The following is a 19,150-nucleotide window of genomic DNA, read 5'->3' on the forward strand; positions in this document are numbered from 1 at the left end:
ACACTCAACTATAGTGGGGCTTGCCCGCGACTCAGCATAGCCTGATCTGGTGGACCCTGAAGAAGGCCAAAGGTTCTAGCACCTTGCCAGATCATTGTTGCGAAAGGACTTTTCAACAGATACAAAAAAGGCCGCTCTTTCGAGCAGCCTTTTTTGATGTTTGGTTGCGGGAGCCGGATTTGAACCGACGACCTTCGGGTTATGAGCCCGACGAGCTACCAGACTGCTCCATCCCGCGTCTGTGTGGCGGCATTCTACAGGCGATCGCTTGAGTGTCAACCGTTAATGCTCCGCTTGGTCAAATTAACGTTAATTAGCCTCGAACGGTCGCAGGTCTTAAGTTAAGTATAAGAAGCGCAACGGGTTTTTTCTCGGCTCTGGCGACGAGAGGGAAGGAGAAAAGATGAAAAACAGACACGCACAAAAAAGGCCACTCTTTCGAGTAGCCTTTTTTGATGTTTGGTTGCGGGAGCCGGATTTGAACCGACGACCTTCGGGTTATGAGCCCGACGAGCTACCAGACTGCTCCATCCCGCGTCTGTGTGTCGGCATTCTACAGAGGATCGCTGGGGTGTCAATTGCTAATTCAGAAAAATCTGTTCTTGTTCAATCGCTTAGCGTGTCTGGCAGGAGGTCTGGTAGGGCTTGAGGGCTTGCTGCACAAGGCTTTCAGCTCTATTGGCGGGTTGGTTTCGATTGAGAAAATAAATCCCGTGTAGGCGTTTCCTACCGCTAGTAGAGAAGAATTAAAGCACTGGTGCTATATACAGTTGTCGGTGAGATACTGGCGATTCGTTTTCAGCTAACCCCTTTTCCTTCATCGAACACCGCCTTATATGACGCAGCGCAAAATCATCCACGTCGATTGTGACTGCTTCTATGCCGCCATCGAGATGCGTGACGACCCGACTCTGGCGAGCAAACCGCTGGCGGTCGGTGGCTCGGCGGATCATCGTGGTGTTATTGCGACCTGCAACTATGAAGCGCGGGCTTATGGGGTGCGTTCGGCCATGTCATCGCGGCATGCCTTGAAGCTGTGTCCGGACCTGGTCATCGTCAAGCCGCGAATGGATGCCTATAGAGAAGCATCGAAGGAAATTCAGACGATTTTTCGCGATTACACCGACCTGATCGAGCCACTGTCGCTGGATGAGGCGTACCTCGACGTCTCTGAAAGCACGCATTTCGCCGGCAGTGCCACACGAATTGCCCAGGACATCCGGCGCCGGGTCTCCAATCAACTGCACATCACGGTCTCGGCGGGTGTGGCGCCGAACAAGTTTCTCGCGAAGATCGCCAGTGACTGGAAAAAGCCCAACGGGTTGTTTGTGATCACGCCGGATCAGGTCGAGGACTTTGTCTCGCAGTTGCCGGTGAGCAAGCTGCACGGCGTCGGCAAGGTCACCGCGGACAAGCTGGCGAAGCTCGGTATTGTCGATTGCCTTCAGTTGCGCGACTGGAGCAAGTTGGCGCTGGTGCGCGAGTTTGGCAGTTTTGGCGAGCGTCTGTGGAGTCTGGCGCGTGGGATTGATGATCGGCAGGTGCAGAACGACAGTCGCCGGCAATCGGTGAGTGTTGAAAATACCTACGATGTGGATCTGCCGGATCTGGTCAGTTGCCTGGATAAGTTGCCGGAGCTGCTGGAAACCCTGAACGGGCGTATGGCGCGGATCGACAGCAGCTACCGTCCCGGCAAGCCGTTCGTCAAAGTGAAGTTCCATGATTTTACCCAGACCACGCTGGAGCAGGCCGGGGCAGGGCGGGACCTTGGTAGCTATCAGCTGTTGCTGACTCAGGCCTTCAACCGAGGTGGGAAGCCCGTGCGTTTATTGGGGATTGGCGTGCGCTTGCAGGATCTGCGTGGCGGCTTTGAGCAGTTGGATCTGTTTGAGCGTTGATCGTTAAAAGCAAAAGATCGCAGCCTGCGGCAGCTCTACGCAAGCGAAGTACGTAGCTGCCGCAGGCTGCGATCTTTTCAAGCTATCAATTGGCGCCTGGATCCGCCACTAATCGCCCGGCATCCTTGGTCAGCGACTTGAGAAACTCGCTTTGCAATTCAGGATCATTGCGGGTCAGTTCGATGAGGCTTTGTTCCAGCTCGCTGGCTTCTTCTTCCAGGCCCAACTCCGACAGGCGTTTGACCCGATGCACCCACTGGCTCACTTCGTCGTCTTCGAGGTCGTCGTAAATCAGTGCGTGAGCTTCCAGCAGCTTGCTGCGCAGGGTGCTGCTGATCGTCAGGGACGAATCGGTGTGCACGTCGTCCTGAGCATCTTCGACAGTGATCTGCAGCTTGCCGATATGACTCAGGTCCTGCTCCGCGAACGGGCTGTCGAGCAGGTTCAAGCGCAACACGCCGTTGCGGTCGGTGGTGAGCTCGAAGGTCTGCTTGCCGGCCTTGACCTCTACCGGGCGCTCGTTCCATGGCAGGCTCGAATACTCCATGCGTTTATCACGCTGGACTTCATCGATACCGGCCAGGTTCTGTTGTGCGCGACCGTGGGACTGCACGTTCATGAACGGGTTCAGCCCGTCGACGCCGTAGTTGATCCAGTCCTTGGTCATGCTGTCCGGCAAGTTGCCGAGGGCGAAGACGTTGGCGATGTTGGCGCCAGCGCCCGCCACGATCGCCAGCGCGCCCAGCGGGATCTCGTAGATCTTGCGCCAGGGTTGGTAAGGCGTGTAGCGATCGTAGCGGCGGGTGACGTCGTACTCGGTGACTTCGAAGGTCTTCTGCTCGTGAATCCGTACCCGGCGTTGCGGCAGCTCAAGCACCTTAGGCTCACCGACATCGATCTGCAGGCTGTGATCGAGCAGTTTGCGCTCGATGCGTTCCTCGTGCTCGCTGCGTTGTGACATCTGATTGGCGCAGCCGCTGAGCAACAGGGTGCCGCACAGGGCGGCACCACCGAGGCTTAAGGTGTTTCGCTTGAACATGACTTCTCTATCTGGTGTCAGCGGCGGATACGAGCCTGGAGGAAAGACACTACGTCAGCGACCGGCAGGGCTTGTGGCTCGGCCTCGGTACGGCTCTTGTATTCCAGGTTGCCGTCGGCAAGGCCGCGGTCGCTGACCACGATCCGGTGAGGAATGCCGATCAGCTCCATGTCCGCGAACTTGATGCCCGGGCTGGTTTTCTTGTCGCGATCATCCAGCAGCACTTCGAAGCCGGCCGCAGTCAGTTCTGCGTAGAGCTTGTCGGTGGCTTCGCGAACCAGGTCGATCTCGTAGCGCAGCGGCACCAGGGCGATCTGGAACGGCGCGAGGCTGTCGCTCCAGATGATGCCTTTGTCGTCGTTGTTCTGCTCGATGGCGGCAGCCACCACGCGGGAAACGCCGATGCCGTAGCAGCCCATTTCCAGGGTGACCGGCTTGCCGTTCTCGCCCAGCACTTCGCACTTCATCGCTTTGCTGTACTTGTTACCCAGTTGGAAGATGTGCCCGACTTCAATGCCGCGCTTGATTTCCAGGGTGCCCTTGCCATCCGGGCTTGGGTCGCCGCTGACGACGTTACGCAGGTCGGCCACGGTCGGAACCGGCAGGTCGCGCTCCCAGTTGACGCCGAAGTAGTGCTTGTCGTCGATGTTGGCGCCGATACCGAAGTCGCTCATCAGCTCGACCGAGCGGTCGATGATGATTGGCAGCGGCAGGTTCAGCGGGCCGAGGGAGCCGGCACCCGCGCCGATGGCGTCACGCAGCTCGGCTTCGGAGGCCATGACCAGTGGGCTGGCAACGCCAGGCTGGTTGGAGGCCTTGATTTCGTTGAGCTCGTGGTCACCACGAATGATCAACGCGATCAGCTTGCCGGCTTCTTCGGCGTGAACCACCAGGGTCTTGATGGTTTTTTCGATGGGCAGATTGAAGCCTTCCACCAGTTGCGCGATGGTTTTCGCGTTCGGGGTGTCGACCAGACGCAGCGCTTCAGAAGGTAGCGCGCGCGAGGTTTCCCGTGGTACGGCTTCGGCTTTCTCGATGTTCGCGGCGTAGTCGGAACCGTTGCTGAAGACGATGTCGTCTTCACCGGATTCGGCCAGTACGTGGAACTCGTGGGAGCCGGCGCCACCGATGGAACCGTTGTCGGCTTCAACCGGGCGGAATTTCAGGCCCAGGCGGGTAAACACGTTGCAGTAGGCCTGATGCATGCGGTCGTAAGTGACCTGCAGCGATGCCTGATCAGCGTGGAAGGAGTAGGCGTCCTTCATGATGAACTCGCGGCCGCGCATCAAACCGAAGCGTGGGCGGATTTCATCACGGAATTTGGTCTGGATTTGGTACAGGTTGATTGGCAGCTGTTTGTAGCTGCTCAACTCGTTACGCATCAGATCAGTGATTACTTCTTCGTGGGTCGGGCCGGCGCAGAAGTCGCGACCATGGCGATCCTTGAAGCGCAGCAGTTCCGGGCCGTACTCTTCCCAGCGGCCAGATTCCTGCCACAGTTCAGCCGGCTGAGTGCTCGGCATCAACACTTCGAGAGAGCCGGCGGCGTTCATTTCTTCGCGAACGACGGCTTCAACCTTGCGCATCACTCGCAAGCCCATCGGCAGCCAGGTGTACAGGCCAGAGGCGAGTTTGCGGATCATGCCGGCGCGCAGCATCAGCTGATGGCTGATGACGACGGCATCGGAAGGCGTTTCTTTCTGTGTGGCGAGCAAATATTGACTGGTACGCATGGTAGGCCGTTGTCGGTTGCTGAAAACTAGAAATGACGGAGCATTGTACGGGCGAGATTTGCTGGCGTACAGGATTGCGGCCGGCGGCGTGGCTCGAGCGCGGGGACACCCCCGCGCCCTGGGGTCTTACGATTCTTCGACGGCGGTGGCGGCCTGGGATGGCTCGGGCGTCGGTGTCGGACCTTCGCGGCGATTTTCCTGGTACCAGTGCAGGGCGATCAACAGCAGGGTTGGCACACCGAGCAGCGTCGTGATGATGAAGAAATTGTGATAACCGTATTTCTCCACCATGACTCCCGAGTAACCGCCAATCAGGCGTGGTAGCAGGAGCATGATCGAGCTGAGCAGGGCGTACTGGGTCGCGGAGAACTTCAGGTTGGTCAGGCTCGACAGGTAAGCGACGAAGGCCGAGGTGGCCATGCCTGAACTGAAATTGTCCAGGGAGATGGTGACGATCAGCATCTCCAGGTTGGCGCCCATGTCGGCGAGCATCATGAACAGCAGGTTGGTGGCGGCTGAAGCGAACCCGCCGATGAACAGAATCGGCAGGATTCCGAAACGCACGATCAGCAGGCCGCCCATGCCGGCGCCTATCAGGGTCATGATCAGGCCGAAGATCTTGCTCACGCCGGCAATCTGATCCTTGGTGAAGCCCAGGTCGATGTAAAACACGTTGGCCATTACGCCCATGACGGTGTCGGACATTCGATAGGTGGCGATCAGGCCCAGCAGCAGAAAGGCCTGCCAGCGGTAGCGTACAACGAAGTCGTTCACCGGTGTCAGTACCGGGGCCAGGCCGCGGCGGCCCATGGTAGAGAGGCACAGGCTGGTCAGGATGATGTAGAGGAGCGCCCGCAGAAAGGCTCGATCTTCCAGCAGCAGATCCAATGGGCTCATGGCGCCCGAGATCACGCTGGCGAAGTCGGTGTTGTAGAGCTGAGTAAACATCGCGGGCACGGACACCAGCAAAACGATGAGTACAAATACCGACGCCAGTTGGTGCACAAAACTGTAGCGGCCAGCGGACAGCTGGGTACGCAGCGGCACGGGAGGCTCACGCATGAACAGGGTGGTCAGTAGCGCCGGGATCATCAACAGGCCGAACAGCGCGTAGGTGCCGGTCCAGGCGGAGTGCTTGTAATTGAAGCCTGTGGAGCCGAAGCCTTCGGCAATGAACAGTGCGCCGGCCGTTGCCAGCAGCGCGGCGACCCGATAGCCGGACATATAGCTGGCAGCCAGTGCCGCCTGACGGGTGTCGTCGACAATTTCCAGGCGGTAGGCGTCGACGGCAATATCTTGTGTCGCGGAGGCGAATGCGACCAGAACGGCAATCGCAATCAGCCAGGACAGGTGTTTTTGCGGGTCGCAGAAACCCATGGCGATCAGGCCGAAGATCAGCAGTATCTGCGCCAGGACCAGCCAGGAGCGTCGTCGGCCGAGTTTGCCGAGCAATGGCAGGCGCCATTGGTCGAGAAGTGGCGACCAGACCCATTTGAATGCGTAGGCCAGCCCGATCAGGCTTGCATAGCCAATGGTTTCGCGGGCGACGCCGGCCTCACGCAGCCAGACGGAGAGCGTCGAAAACACCAACATGTAGGGTAGGCCGGCGGCGAAACCCAGCAACAACAATACAAGTGTCGAAGGGCTGGCATAAGCGGCGAGCGCGGCGCGCCAGGTTTTACGGGGCATGGGCTGGAGTCTGCCTCAAAATTGCGAAAACAAAGCGCGCACTCTAACCGCTGTGCTCTACCGGACGCCAGCCATGACGCTGAATATCAACACGATTGTTCAGGATGCTGACGCCTTCCATGCGCAAGCGTGCCCGCTGTTCATCGCCTGAAGGGCTGCCCAGAGGCAAACTGAGGCGACCGCCGGCACCCAAGACGCGGTGCCAGGGCAGCTTGGTGTCGCCAGGCAACTGACTCAGTGTTCGTCCCACCCAGCGCGCGGCCCGCCCCAGGCCTGCCAGTTCGGCGAGCTGGCCGTAACTCACCACTTTGCCTTCAGGAACCTGTGCCAGGGTCAGATAGAGCGTGGTTCGGCGCATCTGCGCCGGGGTTTCGGTCTCGCTGTTGGCGTCAGTCACGTTGCCGTTTCCTGATGAGGGGTTGATGCGTGCTCTAGAATAAATCTTCGATGAGCGAATGAGAAATGAGCTCAACACAAATACTCGGATCAGTCCTTGCCAAGGCTTTTATGGTCGGGATAATGCCGCCCCTTTCTCGTAAACCCGAGCCCGGTCTTTGTTTATGTTGTCCAGAACCCTGTTGTGCCTCGCCGTTATCAGTGCCTCTACGCCCGTGCTGGCCGATACGGTGTGGTTGAAAAATGGTGACCGTCTGAGTGGCAAGATCAAGGTCTTCGATGGCGGGAAGCTGTTGATTCAGACCGAATACGCCGGGGTGATAGCAATTGACTGGAAGCAGGTCAAAACGCTGGAAAGCGATCAGGAGTTGCTGGTCAAGCAGGATGCCTATACCGGCGAAAAAGCCAAATCACTGCAGGCTGCCGAAGCGGGCAAGGTGACCCTGACCAATGGTGAGGCGCCGAAAATCGTCGAATTGTCGAGCATTCAGCAGATTGTCACGCCTAAGCCGGTCATCGAAGACATGGTGTGGAAAGGCAATGTCGATATGGCGCTGGATTACCAGCGAGCGGAAAAGAACACCGATGCTTACGACATTGATTTCAAAACCTCCGCCCGTCATGGTCAGTGGCGCCATACCGCCGAAGGTGAGTACAACCGCGAATTTCAGAATGATGTGGTCACCACTGACAATTGGCGCGCTGAATACGCCCTTGATCGCTTTATCACCGAAAAGTGGTTCTGGGAGGGACGTTTGGCCTATAAGCGGGACAAGGTTGAAGAGCTGTCCCGACAGCGCACGGTCGGTACGGGCCCGGGCTATCAATTCTGGGATGATGAGCTGGGTGCTTTCTCTCTGGGCTCGCTGCTCAATCGTACTGACTATGAGTACAAGGAAGGCGGTGCGGACAGCTTCTATTCCTTGGCAATGAAGTGGGATTACAACCGTTACCTGATTGGCAAGACGGTTGAGTTGTTCGCCACGGGGGAGGCTGGGAAGCCGTTATCGGGTGTGGCGAATTACGCCCTCGATGCGGAGCTCGGGTTGCGCTACAAGGTGACGGAGTGGGCATCGCTCAATCTGAAGGCCGAGCGAGACGTGATCAGTGGCACTGAAAAAAGTGACCTCAGCAAGACCCGTTACACCGCAGGTTTCGGTGTGGCCTGGTAAAACAGACAGGCACAAAAAAGCCCCGCTTTTGAGGGCGGGGCTTTTTACTAAATCAGGACAAGTTAGATAACTTGAACTTCTTCAGCTTGCATGCCTTTCTGACCGCGGGTAGCGATGAAAGAAACCTGTTGGCCTTCTTTCAGGCTTTTGAAGCCGTCGGATTGGATAGCTTTGAAGTGAACGAACAGGTCGTCACCGGATTGTGGAGTGATGAAGCCGAAGCCTTTTTCATCGTTGAACCACTTAACGGTACCGGTTTGGCGATTAGACATGGTGTAACTCCTTGAACAAAGATAACTGCGACTCAGGAAGAACCCTGGCCGAGACTGAGTGCAAAGAGCAGGAAAAATTCTTGTAGATGGTTGGATCGAAATTCAACATATCGTGTAGAGATTCTCAGTGACACAAGCAGCACAGTGACGCCACCTTAACCCTTTTTCCTGAACGTGCCAATGGTCTTTACGAAGGTTTCTCTGTTTTCATGACTGACGGTGCGCTGTATTGCCGCGAAGGCCCGGAAGTCGTGGGGGATCGGCGAGAATTGTGCCCCGGACTTTGAACCGGCGGCGCGCCCCGGTAAGATGCCGGACAGAATTTTTCCACCTCGCTATTCAGGACACCCGCCATGAGCATCAAATCGGACAAGTGGATTCGCCGCATGGCGCAAGAGCACGGCATGATCGAGCCCTTCGTAGAGCGCCAGATGCGTGGCGAAGGCGCCGACCGGCTGATTTCCTTCGGTGTGTCGAGCTACGGCTACGACGTGCGCTGCGCCGATGAATTCAAGGTGTTCACCAACATCAATTCGGCGACGGTCGATCCGAAGAACTTCGATGAGAAGAGCTTCGTCGATGTCAAAAGCGATGTGTGCATCATTCCACCGAACTCGTTCGCGCTGGCTCGTACCGTCGAATTCTTCCGTATTCCGCGCAACGTGCTGACGATTTGCCTGGGCAAGAGCACCTACGCTCGCTGCGGCATCATCGTTAACGTCACGCCGCTGGAACCGGAGTGGGAAGGCCACGTGACCCTGGAATTCTCGAACACCACCACGTTGCCGGCGAAGATCTACGCCAACGAAGGTGTGGCACAGATGCTGTTCTTCGAGTCTGACGAGGAGTGTGAAGTGTCGTACAAGGACCGTGGTGGCAAGTACCAGGGCCAGCTCGGTGTGACCCTGCCGCGTGCCTGAGTCAGCCGTCTGACAAACCGTTGGAATTCCTGAGCGGGCGTACACTCTATGGAGTGTACTGCTCCGATTCGCGCAAGGCGGGTCGGGCCATCGCTCAGGAGTGCTTCATGAAGATCGATCCGCGAATAAGTGCCGAACTGGCAAGGCTTGAGCCCAATCAAGTGGGCCTGCTGGCCTGGTCATTGCTGGCGCATCCGCCTGTCACGCTGGCCGGCGGAATCCCTGGTCAGCCCGACCCTGATACCCCGAACGAACAACCGACCGAACCTGGCGAGCCTGGCGAACCCACCTTGCCGGATAAGCCGCCTCCCGCGCCGGTCGCCTGATTTTCCCACGATGAGCGATCACGCGGTTTACAAATAAACCGCGTTGCCCCCATCGCGGGCAAGCCACGCTCCCACAGCGTGGTGGGTTACTTGAGGTTGCCGCTAAGGAACTGCTTCAGCCGTTCGCTCTTCGGATTGCCCAGCACGTCTTCAGGCGCGCCTTCCTCCTCCACCAGTCCCTGATGCAGGAACAGCACCTGATTCGACACTTTGCGGGCAAAGCTCATTTCGTGGGTCACCATGATCATGGTCCGGCCTTCTTCGGCCAGGCCCTGAATCACCTTGAGCACTTCGCCCACCAGTTCCGGGTCCAGCGCCGAGGTCGGTTCGTCGAACAGCATGACTTCCGGTTCCATCGCCAGTGCGCGGGCGATGGCGACACGCTGTTGCTGGCCGCCCGACAGGAACGCCGGGTATTGATCCGCCACACGGGCTGCCAGGCCGACCTTATCCAGATAACGTCGGGCGCGGTCTTCCGCGTCCTTTTTGCTGACGCCCAACACCCGGCGCGGGGCCATGGTGATGTTTTCCAGCACGGTCATGTGGCTCCACAGGTTGAAGTGCTGGAACACCATCGCCAGTCGGGTACGGATCCGTTGCAGTTCGGCTTCATCGGCCACCCGCATGCCGTGGTGGTCCTTGATCATGCGGACCGCTTGACCGTCCAGGCTCATGGCGCCGTCGTTGGGTTGTTCGAGAAAGTTGATGCAGCGCAAAAAGGTGCTTTTGCCCGAGCCGCTGGCGCCGATCAGGCTGATCACGTCGCCGGTCTTGGCCTTGAGCGAAACACCTTTGAGCACTTCATGGGTGCCGTAGCATTTATGCAGGCCTTCGATGGTCAGTTTGTACATGGGGCATGCATCCTCAAGGCGAAAGTAGGTAGCCGGTGCGATAGGCCTCGAGGCCTGCAACATGGGCGATCACCATGCCAGCGGTGGCCATCCGGCGGGTCGAGCGGGCGTAGAGCAGGCCGGCGTTGGTGCAATGAACCGGGGTCACGCGGTCGCCGATCGGGTCGATGATTTCGGCGATCAGTTGTCCTGCTTCCAGATACTCGCCGGGCAGCACGCTGTACACCAGCAAACCGCCGACCGGGGTCGCGACCGGTTCTACCCCGGCCAGCGGAGTGGCAGGGTAGGGCAGCTCGGGCAAGGGCGCGGCCTCACCTTCGATGGCGCCGAAATGAATCAGATAGTCGATCAACGCCTGGCAGTCGAGGCTGGCCAGCGGATGATTGACGTCACCTTGACCACGCAACTCGACTGTTACCGAGAAGCTGCCCGGCGGAATGTCGAACTGCTCACCGAAGCGTTCCTGCATTTGCCACCAGACCAGGGTGAAGCACTCGTCGAACGAATGACCGCCGGAGTCGGTGGCCAGCAGGCTGGCTTCTGCACCGATATAGCGTGCCAGTGGCTCGACCTGCGGCCAGGCCTCGGGCGTGGTGTAAAGGTGCGCGACGGCTTCGAAATCACAATGCAGGTCCAGCACCATATCGGCGTCGCAGGCTAGTGTTTGCAGGGTCAGGCGCTGGGATTGCAGTTGAGTGCGGGCGGTCTGCCGGGCCAGCGCGTTGCGCAGGCTGCTGCGGATCAGCTCAAGGTTGTGTTGCGGATCGTCGTTCAGTTGTCCTTCGATCTCGTTGCCGATCTCTTCACCGAGGTCCACGAACCAGCGGTTGAAGTTCTGTCCGCTTTCCAGCTCGTAGCGGCCCAGTGGCACGTCCATCAGCACTTGTTCCAGGCCAATCGGGTTGGCCACGGGTACCAGTACGATCTCGCTGCGCAGGCGGCCGGCGGCTTCGAGCTCCGCCAGGCGCAGCTTGAGGTGCCAGGCCACCAGCATGCCGGGCATTTCGTCGGCGTGCAGCGAGGACTGTATGTAGATCTTGCCTTTGGCCTGGGGCGGGCCGAAGTGGAAGCTGTGGATTTGCCGTGCAGTGCCCGGCAGCGGGGCAAGCAGGTCATGGATCTGGTGGCGCATTTGCTTTTGTGTCCTGAAGCAGGAGAGCTAGTGAGTCGGCCCAAGGAACGCCAGCCATCGGCGTTCCGCCAGTCGGAACAGGCCGACCAGCGCAAAGGTGACGGTCAGGTAGATCAGCGCGGCAATGCCGAATGATTGAAAGGTCAAAAAGGTCGCCGAGTTGGCGTCGCGAGCGACTTTCAAAATATCCGGGACGGTGGCGGTGAAGGCCACGGTGGTCGAGTGCAGCATCAGGATCACTTCGTTGCTGTAGTACGGCAACGAGCGGCGCAGCGCCGACGGCATGATCACGTAGGCATAAAGCTTCCAGCCTGTCAGCCCGTAGGCCTTGGCCGCTTCGACTTCGCCGTGGGCCATGTTGCGAATCGCCCCGGCGAAAATCTCCGTGGTGTAGGCGCAGGTGTTCAGGGCAAAGGCGAGGATGGTGCAGTTCATCGCATCGCGAAAGAACGCATCGAGCACCGGCTGCGCGCGGACCGCGGCCAGGCTGTAGATCCCGGTGTAGCAGATCAGCAACTGGATATACAGCGGCGTGCCACGGAACAGGTAGGTGTAGAACTGCACCGGCAAACGCACGTAGAGCTTGGATGAAACCCGGGCAATGGACAGCGGAATCGACACCAGAAAACCGATGAAGATCGAGGCGCTGAGCAGCCACATGGTCATGGCCAGGCCGGTGATGTGGTAGCCGTCGGTGTAAAGGAACGGTTTCCAGTAGTCCTGTAGAAGTTCGATCATCGTATGGCCTCCCGGGCACCGGCGGCATAACGGCGTTCAAGCCTGCGCAGGACATAGTTCGAAGCGCTGGTGATCAGCAGGTAGATCAGCGCTGCCAACACCAGGAAATAGAACAGTTGATAGGAGCTTTTACCGGCGTCTTGAGCGGCCTTTACCAGATCGGCGAGGCCGATGATCGATACCAGCGCGGTGGCCTTGAGCATCACCATCCAGTTGTTACCGATGCCCGGCAGGGCGAAACGCATCATTTGCGGGAACACCACGAAGCGAAAGCGCTGGCCGCGTTTGAGGCCATAGGCAGTGGCGGCTTCGACCTGACCCCGTGGGACGGCGAGGATCGCGCCGCGGAAGGTTTCAGTGAAGTACGCGCCATAAATGAAGCCCAAGGTGATGACCCCGGCGCTGAACGGGTTGATTTCGATGTACTCCCATTCCATCAAGTCGGTCAGGGAGGTCAGCCAGGTTTGCAGGCTGTAGAAAATCAGCAGCATTAACACCAGGTCCGGCACGCCGCGAATCAGTGTGGTGTAGACCTGGGCAGGAACCCGCAGCAGTTTGATGCTGGAAAGTTTGGCAGTGGCGCCGAGCAGGCCGAGCAACACGGCCACCAGTAGCGACAATACCGATAATTTGATGGTCATCCAGGTGCCTTGCATCAGCAGCGGGCCAAAGCCCTTCAAGCTGAAGGCAGAAAGCCCCAGGTTTTGTAATAACTCTTCGAACATAAAATCGGCGACCTGATAACGTGAAAAAAGCGCCCATCACGAGGATGGGCGCCGGGCATTATTTGCCGCTGTACAGATTCAGATCACCAAAGTGTTTCTTTTGAATGGTCGCGTAGGTGCCATCATCGTGTAACGCTTTGATACCTTTATCGAGAAGGGCTTTGAGCTCTTTGTTACCTTTCGAGATACCGACAGCCGTTTTGGCTGGCAGCAAAGGATCGTTGACCGGCTTGCTGACTTCGTAAGCAGCGCCTTGTGGCGACTTCAAAAAGCCCAGTTCGGCTTGCAGCATGTCCTGGATCGAGGCGTCCAGACGACCGGAAGTCAGGTCGGCGTAGACCTGGTCCTGGTTGGCGTAGGCCTGAGTGGTCACGCCAGCCTTGTCCAGCACGGCCTTGGCGTAGGCTTCCTGGATGGTGCCTTGCTCGTAGCCGACCTTTTTACCCTTGAGCGAGGCTACATCAGAAACGCCGGAGCCTTTCTTGTAGACCAGTGCGGTAGGGCCGGAGAACAGCTCGCTGGAGAAGTCGATGACTTTTTCGCGGGCTTCGGTGACGGTCATGGAAGAGATCACACCGTCGAATTTATTGGCCTTGAGGCCCGGAATCATGCCGTCGAAATCGCTTTCGACCCATTTGCACTTGACCTTCAGCTCGGCGCAGATCGCGTTGCCCAGATCGATATCGAAGCCCACCAGGCTGCCGTCGGCCGCTTTGGACTCGAACGGAGCGTAGGAAGGGTCAACACCAAAACGCAGTTCTTTGTATTCCTTGGCCGTGGCTACACCTGCGGCCATGCACAACGCCAGTGCAGAAAGGGTCAGCAATGCTTTTTTCATTATTCAATCCCTAAGAACCAATTTGAGCGCTTGTGGCGCGGAATTATTGTTACTGGAAAGCGTAAGACCTTATGAAAGTAGCAATTTCCGAACCAGAGTCCCGAACAAGCGTTTTAAAAGATGATTCAAGACACGTCTGGAGAGGAATCGTGCCCGAAAACGGGCGTGAGCAATTTGCCGCACCAAAGTAGAGCGATCCATGGCAAGGAAGCAAGCTCCATTGCCACAGATCCCTATCGCATTACTTGCCCGGCACCAGCGTCAGCCGCGTTTTGCCATACACCTTGTCGAAGTTCTGCGGTTGCATCGGCAAGCTCATGTATTGGCCTTTGAGCCACGGATCGATGCTGTCGATATAGTTCGGGCTGGCCGGGTTGCCGGATTGGCCGGTGCCGTTCTGGCCCATCAGCGGTTCGGCCTGGCCAAAGTCGACGATGAAGCGCATCGCCGGCACCAGTGTCACGTTGAAATCCTGACCCCAGGTGTAGGCGGCAGCGTTCAACGTGGTGTGGTCACCTCCGGCAGACATGGCACCGCGCACGGTCTGGCCGCGGGTGTTTTTCCATTCGTAGTGGTGCAGTTTGCCCCACTGCCAGGCTGTGTGATCGGCGCCCATCTGACGCTCGCCGGCAGTGATGGCGGCGGCCAGGCTGCGGGCAAGAATGGTCGGTTTGTCTTCTTTTTGTGGCGTGCGGATGTCATCCCAGAACGGACTGTCTTCGCGGCCGAGCAAATGGTCAGCCTGGGCCGAGTAGGACAGTTTGCCGTTGGCGACGAAGGCTTTCCACGTCGGGCCGGACTCGGGGCCGAGTTCGTCGAGGAAAATCTGCTTCATGCTTTCTTGCAGGAACAGCTCGTAAATCGCCGCGTCGGTCGAGGTCGGGCTGAGCTTGCCGTCAAACGCCATCAAGCGGCTGAACGCTTCACGCGCTTTGCTGGCGTCAGCGGCGGGCAGTGCGTTGATCGCCTGTTTGAGCGGCTGGGACATGCCCGGCGCTTCAAACATCTTTTTCAGTTTGGCGGCGAATAGCGTGGTCTGGTCATACTGCATGGCAATCATGCTGCGGCTGTCGTGCTTGCCGGCGCCCGCCAGTTCGGCGATGCGCTCGCTGCGTTCAGGTGCCGCCCAGGAATTGGACAACTGCATGCCGTAACCGTGGGGGATGACCCGTTGGTTGGCAGTACCGAGCCAGCCCTGGGCCGGGTCTTGGTCGTAGGGGTGGAGCATCGGGTCGGCATAGCCGTCCCAGTCGTAACGGCCTTCCCACCCCGGCGATGGCAGCAAACCTTCGCCTTCACGGCGGTTCGGGAAGCGCCCGGTGACTTGCCAGCCGATGTGGCTGGCATCGGCGAACACCATGTTCAGCGCAATAGCGCGGATCTCACGGCTGGCGTCCGAGGCTTTCTCTACGGTCTGCGCACGGGACAGGTCGAAGAAGGCGTCCAGGCTCTTGTCGTCCGTAAAGCTCGGCATCTGCAATGCCAGGCCGAAACCATTGCCCAGTGCATTGCCTTGGGCGCTGTTGAGCAGCGGGCCGTGGCGGGTTTCGTACACAGCTTCGCGAATCGGCCGCTGACCTTTGACGAAATAGGTTTCGTTGCGAACTATCACCGGTTGCCATTTGCCAGCGACTTCGTAGCTAAGGCCATTGTCTTGACGCTTGAGCTTTTCAAGGAACAGGTCCTGGTTGTCGCCCATGACGGCGGTCATGCTCCACGCCACCTTGCCGTTGAAACCGGCAAGGACCATCGGAATACCCGCGATGGAAACCCCGGCAGCCTGGTACTTCGGCGAACGGATCTGCACGTAGTTCCATAGCGACGGCACGCCAATCGGGAATTGGCTGTCGCTGGCCAACAGGCTTTTGCCGCTGCGGCTGCGTTGCGGGGCAATCGCCCAGTTGCTTGAGGCCGTGGCGCCCAGCAAATTTAACGTAGACAACTGGTCGCTGGCTTTGGTGAGTTCGGTCAGGCCCGGGATCGTACCGTTGAGCTTCACGCCTTTAAGCTTTTCGGCTTCGGCCAGTGGCAGTTTTTCATCGGGATAGGCGGGTGACAACCATGCGAGTTTGTCAGTGCTGACGGTCTGTGCCATCACCAGTGAGGATATTTCCTGCGGCAGGTTGGCCGACTGGCTGAAGTTCAACAGGCAGAAAATCAGCGCCGAGTCTTCCGGTTTCCAGTATTCCGGGTTGTAGCCAGTGGCGGCCAGGTCTGACGGTAACTTGTCGCGATAGCGGAACAGGTAGGCGTTGACCCCGCGTGCATAGACTTCAAAGAAGCGTTTCAGGCGTGGTGAGGAGGCTTTGTAGAGTTCGTCGGCGCTTTTCTTCAGGTTGACCGCACGCATGTAGCGGTCAGCATCCAGCATCTCTGCGCCGGACATCTCCGACAGGCGACCCTGGGCCAGCAGGCGCAGAGTGACCATCTGGCTGATGCGATCACTGGCGTGTACGTAGCCGAGGGCGAACAGCGCATCGTGGAACGTGCTGCTTTCGATCAACGGCATGCCCATGGCATTGCGACGCACCGAAACGTTCTGCGCCAACCCTTTGAGCGGCTGCACGCCGGAGGTCGGTGGCAGGCTGTCCTGGGCATTCCAGGTCTGGCAACCGGTGAGGCTGAGCACACTGGCCACTGCTGCGGCAACGCCTAACCGGGGAAGAAAAGATGTAAGGGCTGGCGAGGCCATGGCAAAGCTCCTGCGGGGGTCGTACCGATAAAGGCGCTACGTTAGAGAGCAGGAGAAGGCCGCGCAAGCGGGGGGCAATCTTATTTCAAGGTATGTCCGATAAATCACAGAAATTGACGCTTGTGGCGAGGGGGCTTGCCCTAATGCGGATCAGTTAAGCCAAATACTGAACCTGTGGCGAGGGAGCTTGCTCCCGCTGGGGCGCGAAGCGGCCCTGAAAATGGGACTGCTACGCAGTCCAGCGGGAGCAAGCTCCCTCGCCACAGGGGACTGCACTGTTTTCAGGGGATTGGCGTTCACGATGACTTGCCTGGAGCAAGAACTGATGCTCAAGTGTGGAAAATTCAATGACCTGTGCAAGAGAAAACTCGCCATGGAACTTCAGGCTAACGCAGCGCTTATCCTTATCGATCAGCAAAAAGGCATTCACCACCCCAAACTCGGACCACGCAACAATCCAGGCGCCGAGGAGCGCATAGCTGAGCTGCTGAGCGAATGGAGGCGAATGGCGCGACCAGTGATTCATGTGCAGCACTTGTCCCGCTCGCCGGAATCCGTGTTCTGGCCGCAGCAGTCGGGAGTCGAGTTTCAGGAACGGTTCGAACCGTTATCGGGTGAGTGCGTGATCCAGAAACAGGTCCCCGATGCATTCTGTGGGACGACGCTTGCGGCAAATTTGCGTGAGGCGGGGATCGAACAACTGATCATTGTCGGCGTGGCGACCCACAACTCGGTCGAGTCCACGGCGCGTACGGCGGGCAATCTGGGGTTTGAAACCTGGGTCGTGGAGGACGCCTGCTACACCTTCGACAAGGTCGACTTCTTCGGCAAGATGCATTCGGCGCAAGAGGTGCATGCCATGTCGCTGGGTAATCTGCACGGGGAATATGCAACGGTGATCCGCACCGCACAAATTCTGTAGGCGCACGGGGCGCCTACAGGGGGATGCGTTGGGCTAACGCATCAAGCGCCGTGGCACTTCTTGAATTTCTTGCCATTGCCGCATGGGCAAGGGTCGTTGCGGCCGACGTCTTTCAACGCGTTGCGCACCGGTTCCTGGTGAGCGTGGCCGCAGTTCGGACCGTGAACATGGCCATGGTCGTGATCATGGTGGTCGTGATGGTCATGATCGTGGTTGCAGTCAGGGCCATGGACATGGGGTTGTTGGGTCATCGAGGTTACTCCGGAATTAAATCGCCGGGAATTATCTCGCCATAATGGGCCAGGTGCACGTCATTGCCGATGAATATCCCGGTTTCAAGCGTGCCTTCCAGGTAATAGGGGATCGGTTGGTCGGGTTTCTTCAACAATTTCACCACCTCGCGCAGGTGTTGCCAGAGGTTGGTACGTATCGGCACCTGGAAATAGCCGCTGCTTTTCGGGTCGACGGTGAACCATTTGCTGGACTCGCCTTCGGCCAGCAGAAACTCGCTTAAATGAATCCGGTACACCAGGCCGCGAACGGTAAGGTCGGAGTCGTTGGGGTTGTTGACGCGAAAATACAGCATGAATCTTTGTTCAAGGAGTCTGGCGCGCACCACTTCGACTTTGAGCAGATGGACTTGCGGGTCGAGGGTGTTGTCAGCGAACCAGGACGCGCAGCCACTGAGCCCCAGGGCCATGAGCAGGCTGAATGTCCTTAGTGCGCGCCACTCGCTGAGCATGGTGTGACCCCTTTACACGCTGGAAGATCGTAGGTGTCGGCAGTTCCTAACCGAAATACCCCGAACAGCACTTCTTGAATTTCTGCCCGCTGGCACAGGGGCATGCATCATTGCGGCCGGCCTTGAGCTGCACAGTCGGGTCGATGAAGTACCAGCGACCGGCGTTCTGCACAAAGGACGAACGTTCGCGGTGGCTGTGTTCGCCGGTGCTGTCGTGCCAGCGTGCGGTGAAGGTGACGAACGCATGTTCGGGCTGGCCGCCGAATACCTCGGAACTTTCCACCTCAAGGCCAAGCCAGGTGCTTTGCGCGCTCCAGTCGCTGATCGACTGGCGATCCAGACCCGCCTGTTGGGCGGGCAGGGTGGTGGCCACCAGATAGTCGATCAGGCCCAGCACATAGGCGCTGTAGCGCGAACGCATCAAGGCTTCGGCGCAAGGCACGGGGTGACCGGCGTGATAGTGACCGCAGCAGGCATCCAGCGGGGTACCACTGCCGCACGGGCAAATGGACGTACTCATCGTGTTACCACCAGTATTTTCCGAAGTTTTCCGGATTGGCCCAGAACCGTGAATTGAGCCAGTCAGGGACTTGTTTATAGTCAAGCAGATCGTAGGTGAACAGTGTCAGGACCTGTTCATCACGCTGAAAGCGTTCGCTGGCTTGCAGTGCCAGGGAAAAGAAGTCGGTTTCCTGCCAGCCGCAGGCTTTCAGATCCGCAAGCACGGCAATGCGGCTGGCGTTGAGGTTGCGAATCCCGCCGAGCAGGTTCAGGCCATCGCGCTTGGGCAGATGCTCAAGGCAATCGAGTGCCAGCGCCAGGTCAAAGCGCTGGGCCGCGAACTCGGCCGGTAGCGGACCGGGTGCGACTTGCGCGACAGAGGTGTCCGGGTGCGCGAGCTTGAAGGTTTCCAGCGCCGGGAAGTCGCTGGCGCCGATCAGCAACAGACGTTGTGGCGCATAACGATCGAGCAAGGCAGCGAGTGCTTGCTGGGGCGTGCGCGAAGAAATACCTGCGGTCATCGAAGATCCTCAATCAGATAGGCGAAGACTAGCCTGCCCCGGC

The 19,150-nt window shown here is 58.5% G+C and carries 21 protein-coding genes and 2 tRNA genes; 5 read left to right on the plus strand and 18 right to left on the minus strand.

The genetic code is table 11. From position 1 onward, the window contains the following. Positions 1-161: 161 nt before the first annotated feature. Both NTD87_RS13460 and NTD87_RS13465 read right to left on the minus strand, forming a co-directional pair. Positions 162-238: transfer RNA gene (locus tag NTD87_RS13460), tRNA-Met, on the minus strand. Between the two features lie 222 nt (positions 239-460). Next, positions 461-537 (minus strand) — tRNA-Met (locus NTD87_RS13465). Between the two features lie 299 nt (positions 538-836). Here NTD87_RS13465 and dinB point away from each other — a divergent pair. Continuing rightward, a complete protein-coding gene (dinB, locus tag NTD87_RS13470) occupies positions 837-1,898 on the plus strand; it encodes a DNA polymerase IV (RefSeq protein ID WP_262114436.1) in 1,062 nt (353 codons plus the stop codon). A gap of 85 nt (positions 1,899-1,983) precedes the next feature. Here dinB and NTD87_RS13475 read toward each other — a convergent pair whose 3' ends face one another. The 4 genes from NTD87_RS13475 to NTD87_RS13490 all read right to left on the minus strand — a co-directional run bounded on the left by NTD87_RS13475 (position 1,984) and on the right by NTD87_RS13490 (position 6,717). Continuing rightward, positions 1,984-2,937: a hypothetical protein gene (locus NTD87_RS13475; protein ID WP_262114437.1), complete on the minus strand. Its 954-nt coding sequence runs from the start codon at positions 2,935-2,937 to the stop codon at positions 1,984-1,986. 17 nt (positions 2,938-2,954) lie between these two features. Continuing rightward, complete coding sequence (locus tag NTD87_RS13480; protein WP_262114438.1) at positions 2,955-4,670, minus strand: proline--tRNA ligase; 1,716 nt, start codon at positions 4,668-4,670, stop codon at positions 2,955-2,957. A 126-nt stretch (positions 4,671-4,796) separates the two neighbouring features. Further along, positions 4,797-6,359: an AmpG family muropeptide MFS transporter gene (locus NTD87_RS13485; RefSeq protein ID WP_262114439.1), complete on the minus strand. Its 1,563-nt coding sequence runs from the start codon at positions 6,357-6,359 to the stop codon at positions 4,797-4,799. 43 nt (positions 6,360-6,402) lie between these two features. Next, on the minus strand, positions 6,403-6,717 hold the full coding sequence (locus NTD87_RS13490; protein WP_262114684.1) for an MGMT family protein: 315 nt from the start codon (positions 6,715-6,717) through the stop codon (positions 6,403-6,405). A gap of 202 nt (positions 6,718-6,919) precedes the next feature. Between NTD87_RS13490 and NTD87_RS13495 the strand changes: the two genes are divergently transcribed. Further along, positions 6,920-7,927, plus strand: coding sequence for a DUF481 domain-containing protein (locus NTD87_RS13495; RefSeq protein ID WP_262114440.1), 1,008 nt, complete (start codon positions 6,920-6,922; stop codon positions 7,925-7,927). Positions 7,928-7,989: 62 nt separating this feature from the next. Here the strand turns inward: NTD87_RS13495 and NTD87_RS13500 are convergent, their stop codons facing one another. Further along, a complete protein-coding gene (locus NTD87_RS13500; RefSeq protein WP_002554837.1) occupies positions 7,990-8,199 on the minus strand; it encodes a cold-shock protein in 210 nt (69 codons plus the stop codon). Between the two features lie 353 nt (positions 8,200-8,552). On the opposite strand from NTD87_RS13500, the gene dcd reads away from it, so the two are divergent. Together dcd and NTD87_RS13510 are read left to right on the plus strand one after the other, a co-directional pair. Continuing rightward, positions 8,553-9,119 carry a dCTP deaminase gene (dcd, locus tag NTD87_RS13505; protein WP_262114441.1) on the plus strand — a complete coding sequence of 189 codons (567 nt, stop codon included), beginning with the start codon at positions 8,553-8,555 and terminating at the stop codon, positions 9,117-9,119. Between the two features lie 107 nt (positions 9,120-9,226). Beyond that, on the plus strand, positions 9,227-9,445 hold the full coding sequence (locus NTD87_RS13510; protein ID WP_071551564.1) for a hypothetical protein: 219 nt from the start codon (positions 9,227-9,229) through the stop codon (positions 9,443-9,445). 86 nt (positions 9,446-9,531) lie between these two features. Here the strand turns inward: NTD87_RS13510 and NTD87_RS13515 are convergent, their stop codons facing one another. The 7 genes from NTD87_RS13515 to NTD87_RS13545 all read right to left on the minus strand — a co-directional run bounded on the left by NTD87_RS13515 (position 9,532) and on the right by NTD87_RS13545 (position 16,947). Continuing rightward, positions 9,532-10,296 carry an ABC transporter ATP-binding protein gene (locus NTD87_RS13515; RefSeq protein WP_216740977.1) on the minus strand — a complete coding sequence of 255 codons (765 nt, stop codon included), beginning with the start codon at positions 10,294-10,296 and terminating at the stop codon, positions 9,532-9,534. Between the two features lie 13 nt (positions 10,297-10,309). Beyond that, positions 10,310-11,428, minus strand: a complete 1,119-nt coding sequence (locus NTD87_RS13520; protein ID WP_262114443.1) for a succinylglutamate desuccinylase/aspartoacylase family protein — start codon at positions 11,426-11,428, stop codon at positions 10,310-10,312. A gap of 27 nt (positions 11,429-11,455) precedes the next feature. After that, on the minus strand, positions 11,456-12,166 hold the full coding sequence (locus tag NTD87_RS13525; protein WP_262114444.1) for an ABC transporter permease: 711 nt from the start codon (positions 12,164-12,166) through the stop codon (positions 11,456-11,458). Then, on the minus strand, positions 12,163-12,891 hold the full coding sequence (locus tag NTD87_RS13530) for an ABC transporter permease (protein WP_262114445.1): 729 nt from the start codon (positions 12,889-12,891) through the stop codon (positions 12,163-12,165). Before NTD87_RS13530 ends, NTD87_RS13525 begins: the two co-directional genes overlap by 4 nt. Positions 12,892-12,949: 58 nt before the next feature. Then, positions 12,950-13,729, minus strand: a complete 780-nt coding sequence (locus NTD87_RS13535) for a transporter substrate-binding domain-containing protein (protein WP_262114446.1) — start codon at positions 13,727-13,729, stop codon at positions 12,950-12,952. A gap of 241 nt (positions 13,730-13,970) precedes the next feature. Further along, a complete protein-coding gene (locus tag NTD87_RS13540) occupies positions 13,971-16,421 on the minus strand; it encodes a penicillin acylase family protein (RefSeq protein WP_262114447.1) in 2,451 nt (816 codons plus the stop codon). Between the two features lie 229 nt (positions 16,422-16,650). Next, the gene (locus tag NTD87_RS13545; RefSeq protein ID WP_262114694.1) at positions 16,651-16,947 is read right to left on the minus strand and encodes a hypothetical protein; all 297 of its coding nucleotides are present in this window, start codon (positions 16,945-16,947) and stop codon (positions 16,651-16,653) included. Between NTD87_RS13545 and NTD87_RS13550 the strand changes: the two genes are divergently transcribed. Beyond that, positions 16,846-17,343 (plus strand): cysteine hydrolase family protein, encoded by a 498-nt coding sequence (locus NTD87_RS13550; protein WP_262114686.1) that lies wholly within the window; start codon positions 16,846-16,848, stop codon positions 17,341-17,343. The two genes, NTD87_RS13545 and NTD87_RS13550, sit on opposite strands and share 102 nt — an antisense overlap. 41 nt (positions 17,344-17,384) lie before the next feature. Here NTD87_RS13550 and NTD87_RS13555 read toward each other — a convergent pair whose 3' ends face one another. Genes NTD87_RS13555 through NTD87_RS13570 form a run of 4 tightly spaced genes read right to left on the minus strand, consistent with a single transcriptional unit; the run spans position 17,385 to position 19,107 of the window. Beyond that, positions 17,385-17,594 (minus strand): SEC-C metal-binding domain-containing protein, encoded by a 210-nt coding sequence (locus NTD87_RS13555; protein ID WP_007906737.1) that lies wholly within the window; start codon positions 17,592-17,594, stop codon positions 17,385-17,387. A 5-nt stretch (positions 17,595-17,599) separates the two neighbouring features. Next, complete coding sequence (locus NTD87_RS13560) at positions 17,600-18,085, minus strand: LEA type 2 family protein (RefSeq protein ID WP_262114448.1); 486 nt, start codon at positions 18,083-18,085, stop codon at positions 17,600-17,602. A gap of 46 nt (positions 18,086-18,131) precedes the next feature. Beyond that, positions 18,132-18,605 carry a YchJ family protein gene (locus NTD87_RS13565; RefSeq protein ID WP_262114450.1) on the minus strand — a complete coding sequence of 158 codons (474 nt, stop codon included), beginning with the start codon at positions 18,603-18,605 and terminating at the stop codon, positions 18,132-18,134. Positions 18,606-18,609: 4 nt separating this feature from the next. Beyond that, positions 18,610-19,107 (minus strand): DUF6231 family protein, encoded by a 498-nt coding sequence (locus tag NTD87_RS13570; RefSeq protein ID WP_262114451.1) that lies wholly within the window; start codon positions 19,105-19,107, stop codon positions 18,610-18,612. Positions 19,108-19,150 lie beyond the last annotated feature (43 nt).

Origin of the sequence: Pseudomonas sp. 6D_7.1_Bac1 (assembly GCF_025465945.1) — a bacterium.
In the GTDB taxonomy this organism is placed as follows: domain Bacteria; phylum Pseudomonadota; class Gammaproteobacteria; order Pseudomonadales; family Pseudomonadaceae; genus Aquipseudomonas.

Coding starts and splice junctions, on each gene's coding strand:
- NTD87_RS13540 (WP_262114447.1), bottom strand. CDS start 16,421: ATGGCCTCGCCAGCCCTTACATCTTTTCTTCCCCGGTTAGGCGTTGCC.
- NTD87_RS13490 (WP_262114684.1), bottom strand. CDS start 6,717: ATGCGCCGAACCACGCTCTATCTGACCCTGGCACAGGTTCCTGAAGGC.
- NTD87_RS13495 (WP_262114440.1), top strand. CDS start 6,920: ATGTTGTCCAGAACCCTGTTGTGCCTCGCCGTTATCAGTGCCTCTACG.
- NTD87_RS13560 (WP_262114448.1), bottom strand. CDS start 18,085: ATGCTCAGCGAGTGGCGCGCACTAAGGACATTCAGCCTGCTCATGGCC.
- NTD87_RS13545 (WP_262114694.1), bottom strand. CDS start 16,947: ATGAATCACTGGTCGCGCCATTCGCCTCCATTCGCTCAGCAGCTCAGC.
- dcd (WP_262114441.1), top strand. CDS start 8,553: ATGAGCATCAAATCGGACAAGTGGATTCGCCGCATGGCGCAAGAGCAC.
- NTD87_RS13480 (WP_262114438.1), bottom strand. CDS start 4,670: ATGCGTACCAGTCAATATTTGCTCGCCACACAGAAAGAAACGCCTTCC.
- NTD87_RS13535 (WP_262114446.1), bottom strand. CDS start 13,729: ATGAAAAAAGCATTGCTGACCCTTTCTGCACTGGCGTTGTGCATGGCC.
- NTD87_RS13525 (WP_262114444.1), bottom strand. CDS start 12,166: ATGATCGAACTTCTACAGGACTACTGGAAACCGTTCCTTTACACCGAC.
- NTD87_RS13510 (WP_071551564.1), top strand. CDS start 9,227: ATGAAGATCGATCCGCGAATAAGTGCCGAACTGGCAAGGCTTGAGCCC.
- NTD87_RS13515 (WP_216740977.1), bottom strand. CDS start 10,296: ATGTACAAACTGACCATCGAAGGCCTGCATAAATGCTACGGCACCCAT.
- NTD87_RS13530 (WP_262114445.1), bottom strand. CDS start 12,891: ATGTTCGAAGAGTTATTACAAAACCTGGGGCTTTCTGCCTTCAGCTTG.
- NTD87_RS13475 (WP_262114437.1), bottom strand. CDS start 2,937: ATGTTCAAGCGAAACACCTTAAGCCTCGGTGGTGCCGCCCTGTGCGGC.
- NTD87_RS13520 (WP_262114443.1), bottom strand. CDS start 11,428: ATGCGCCACCAGATCCATGACCTGCTTGCCCCGCTGCCGGGCACTGCA.
- dinB (WP_262114436.1), top strand. CDS start 837: ATGACGCAGCGCAAAATCATCCACGTCGATTGTGACTGCTTCTATGCC.
- NTD87_RS13570 (WP_262114451.1), bottom strand. CDS start 19,107: ATGACCGCAGGTATTTCTTCGCGCACGCCCCAGCAAGCACTCGCTGCC.
- NTD87_RS13555 (WP_007906737.1), bottom strand. CDS start 17,594: ATGACCCAACAACCCCATGTCCATGGCCCTGACTGCAACCACGATCAT.
- NTD87_RS13565 (WP_262114450.1), bottom strand. CDS start 18,605: ATGAGTACGTCCATTTGCCCGTGCGGCAGTGGTACCCCGCTGGATGCC.
- NTD87_RS13500 (WP_002554837.1), bottom strand. CDS start 8,199: ATGTCTAATCGCCAAACCGGTACCGTTAAGTGGTTCAACGATGAAAAA.
- NTD87_RS13485 (WP_262114439.1), bottom strand. CDS start 6,359: ATGCCCCGTAAAACCTGGCGCGCCGCGCTCGCCGCTTATGCCAGCCCT.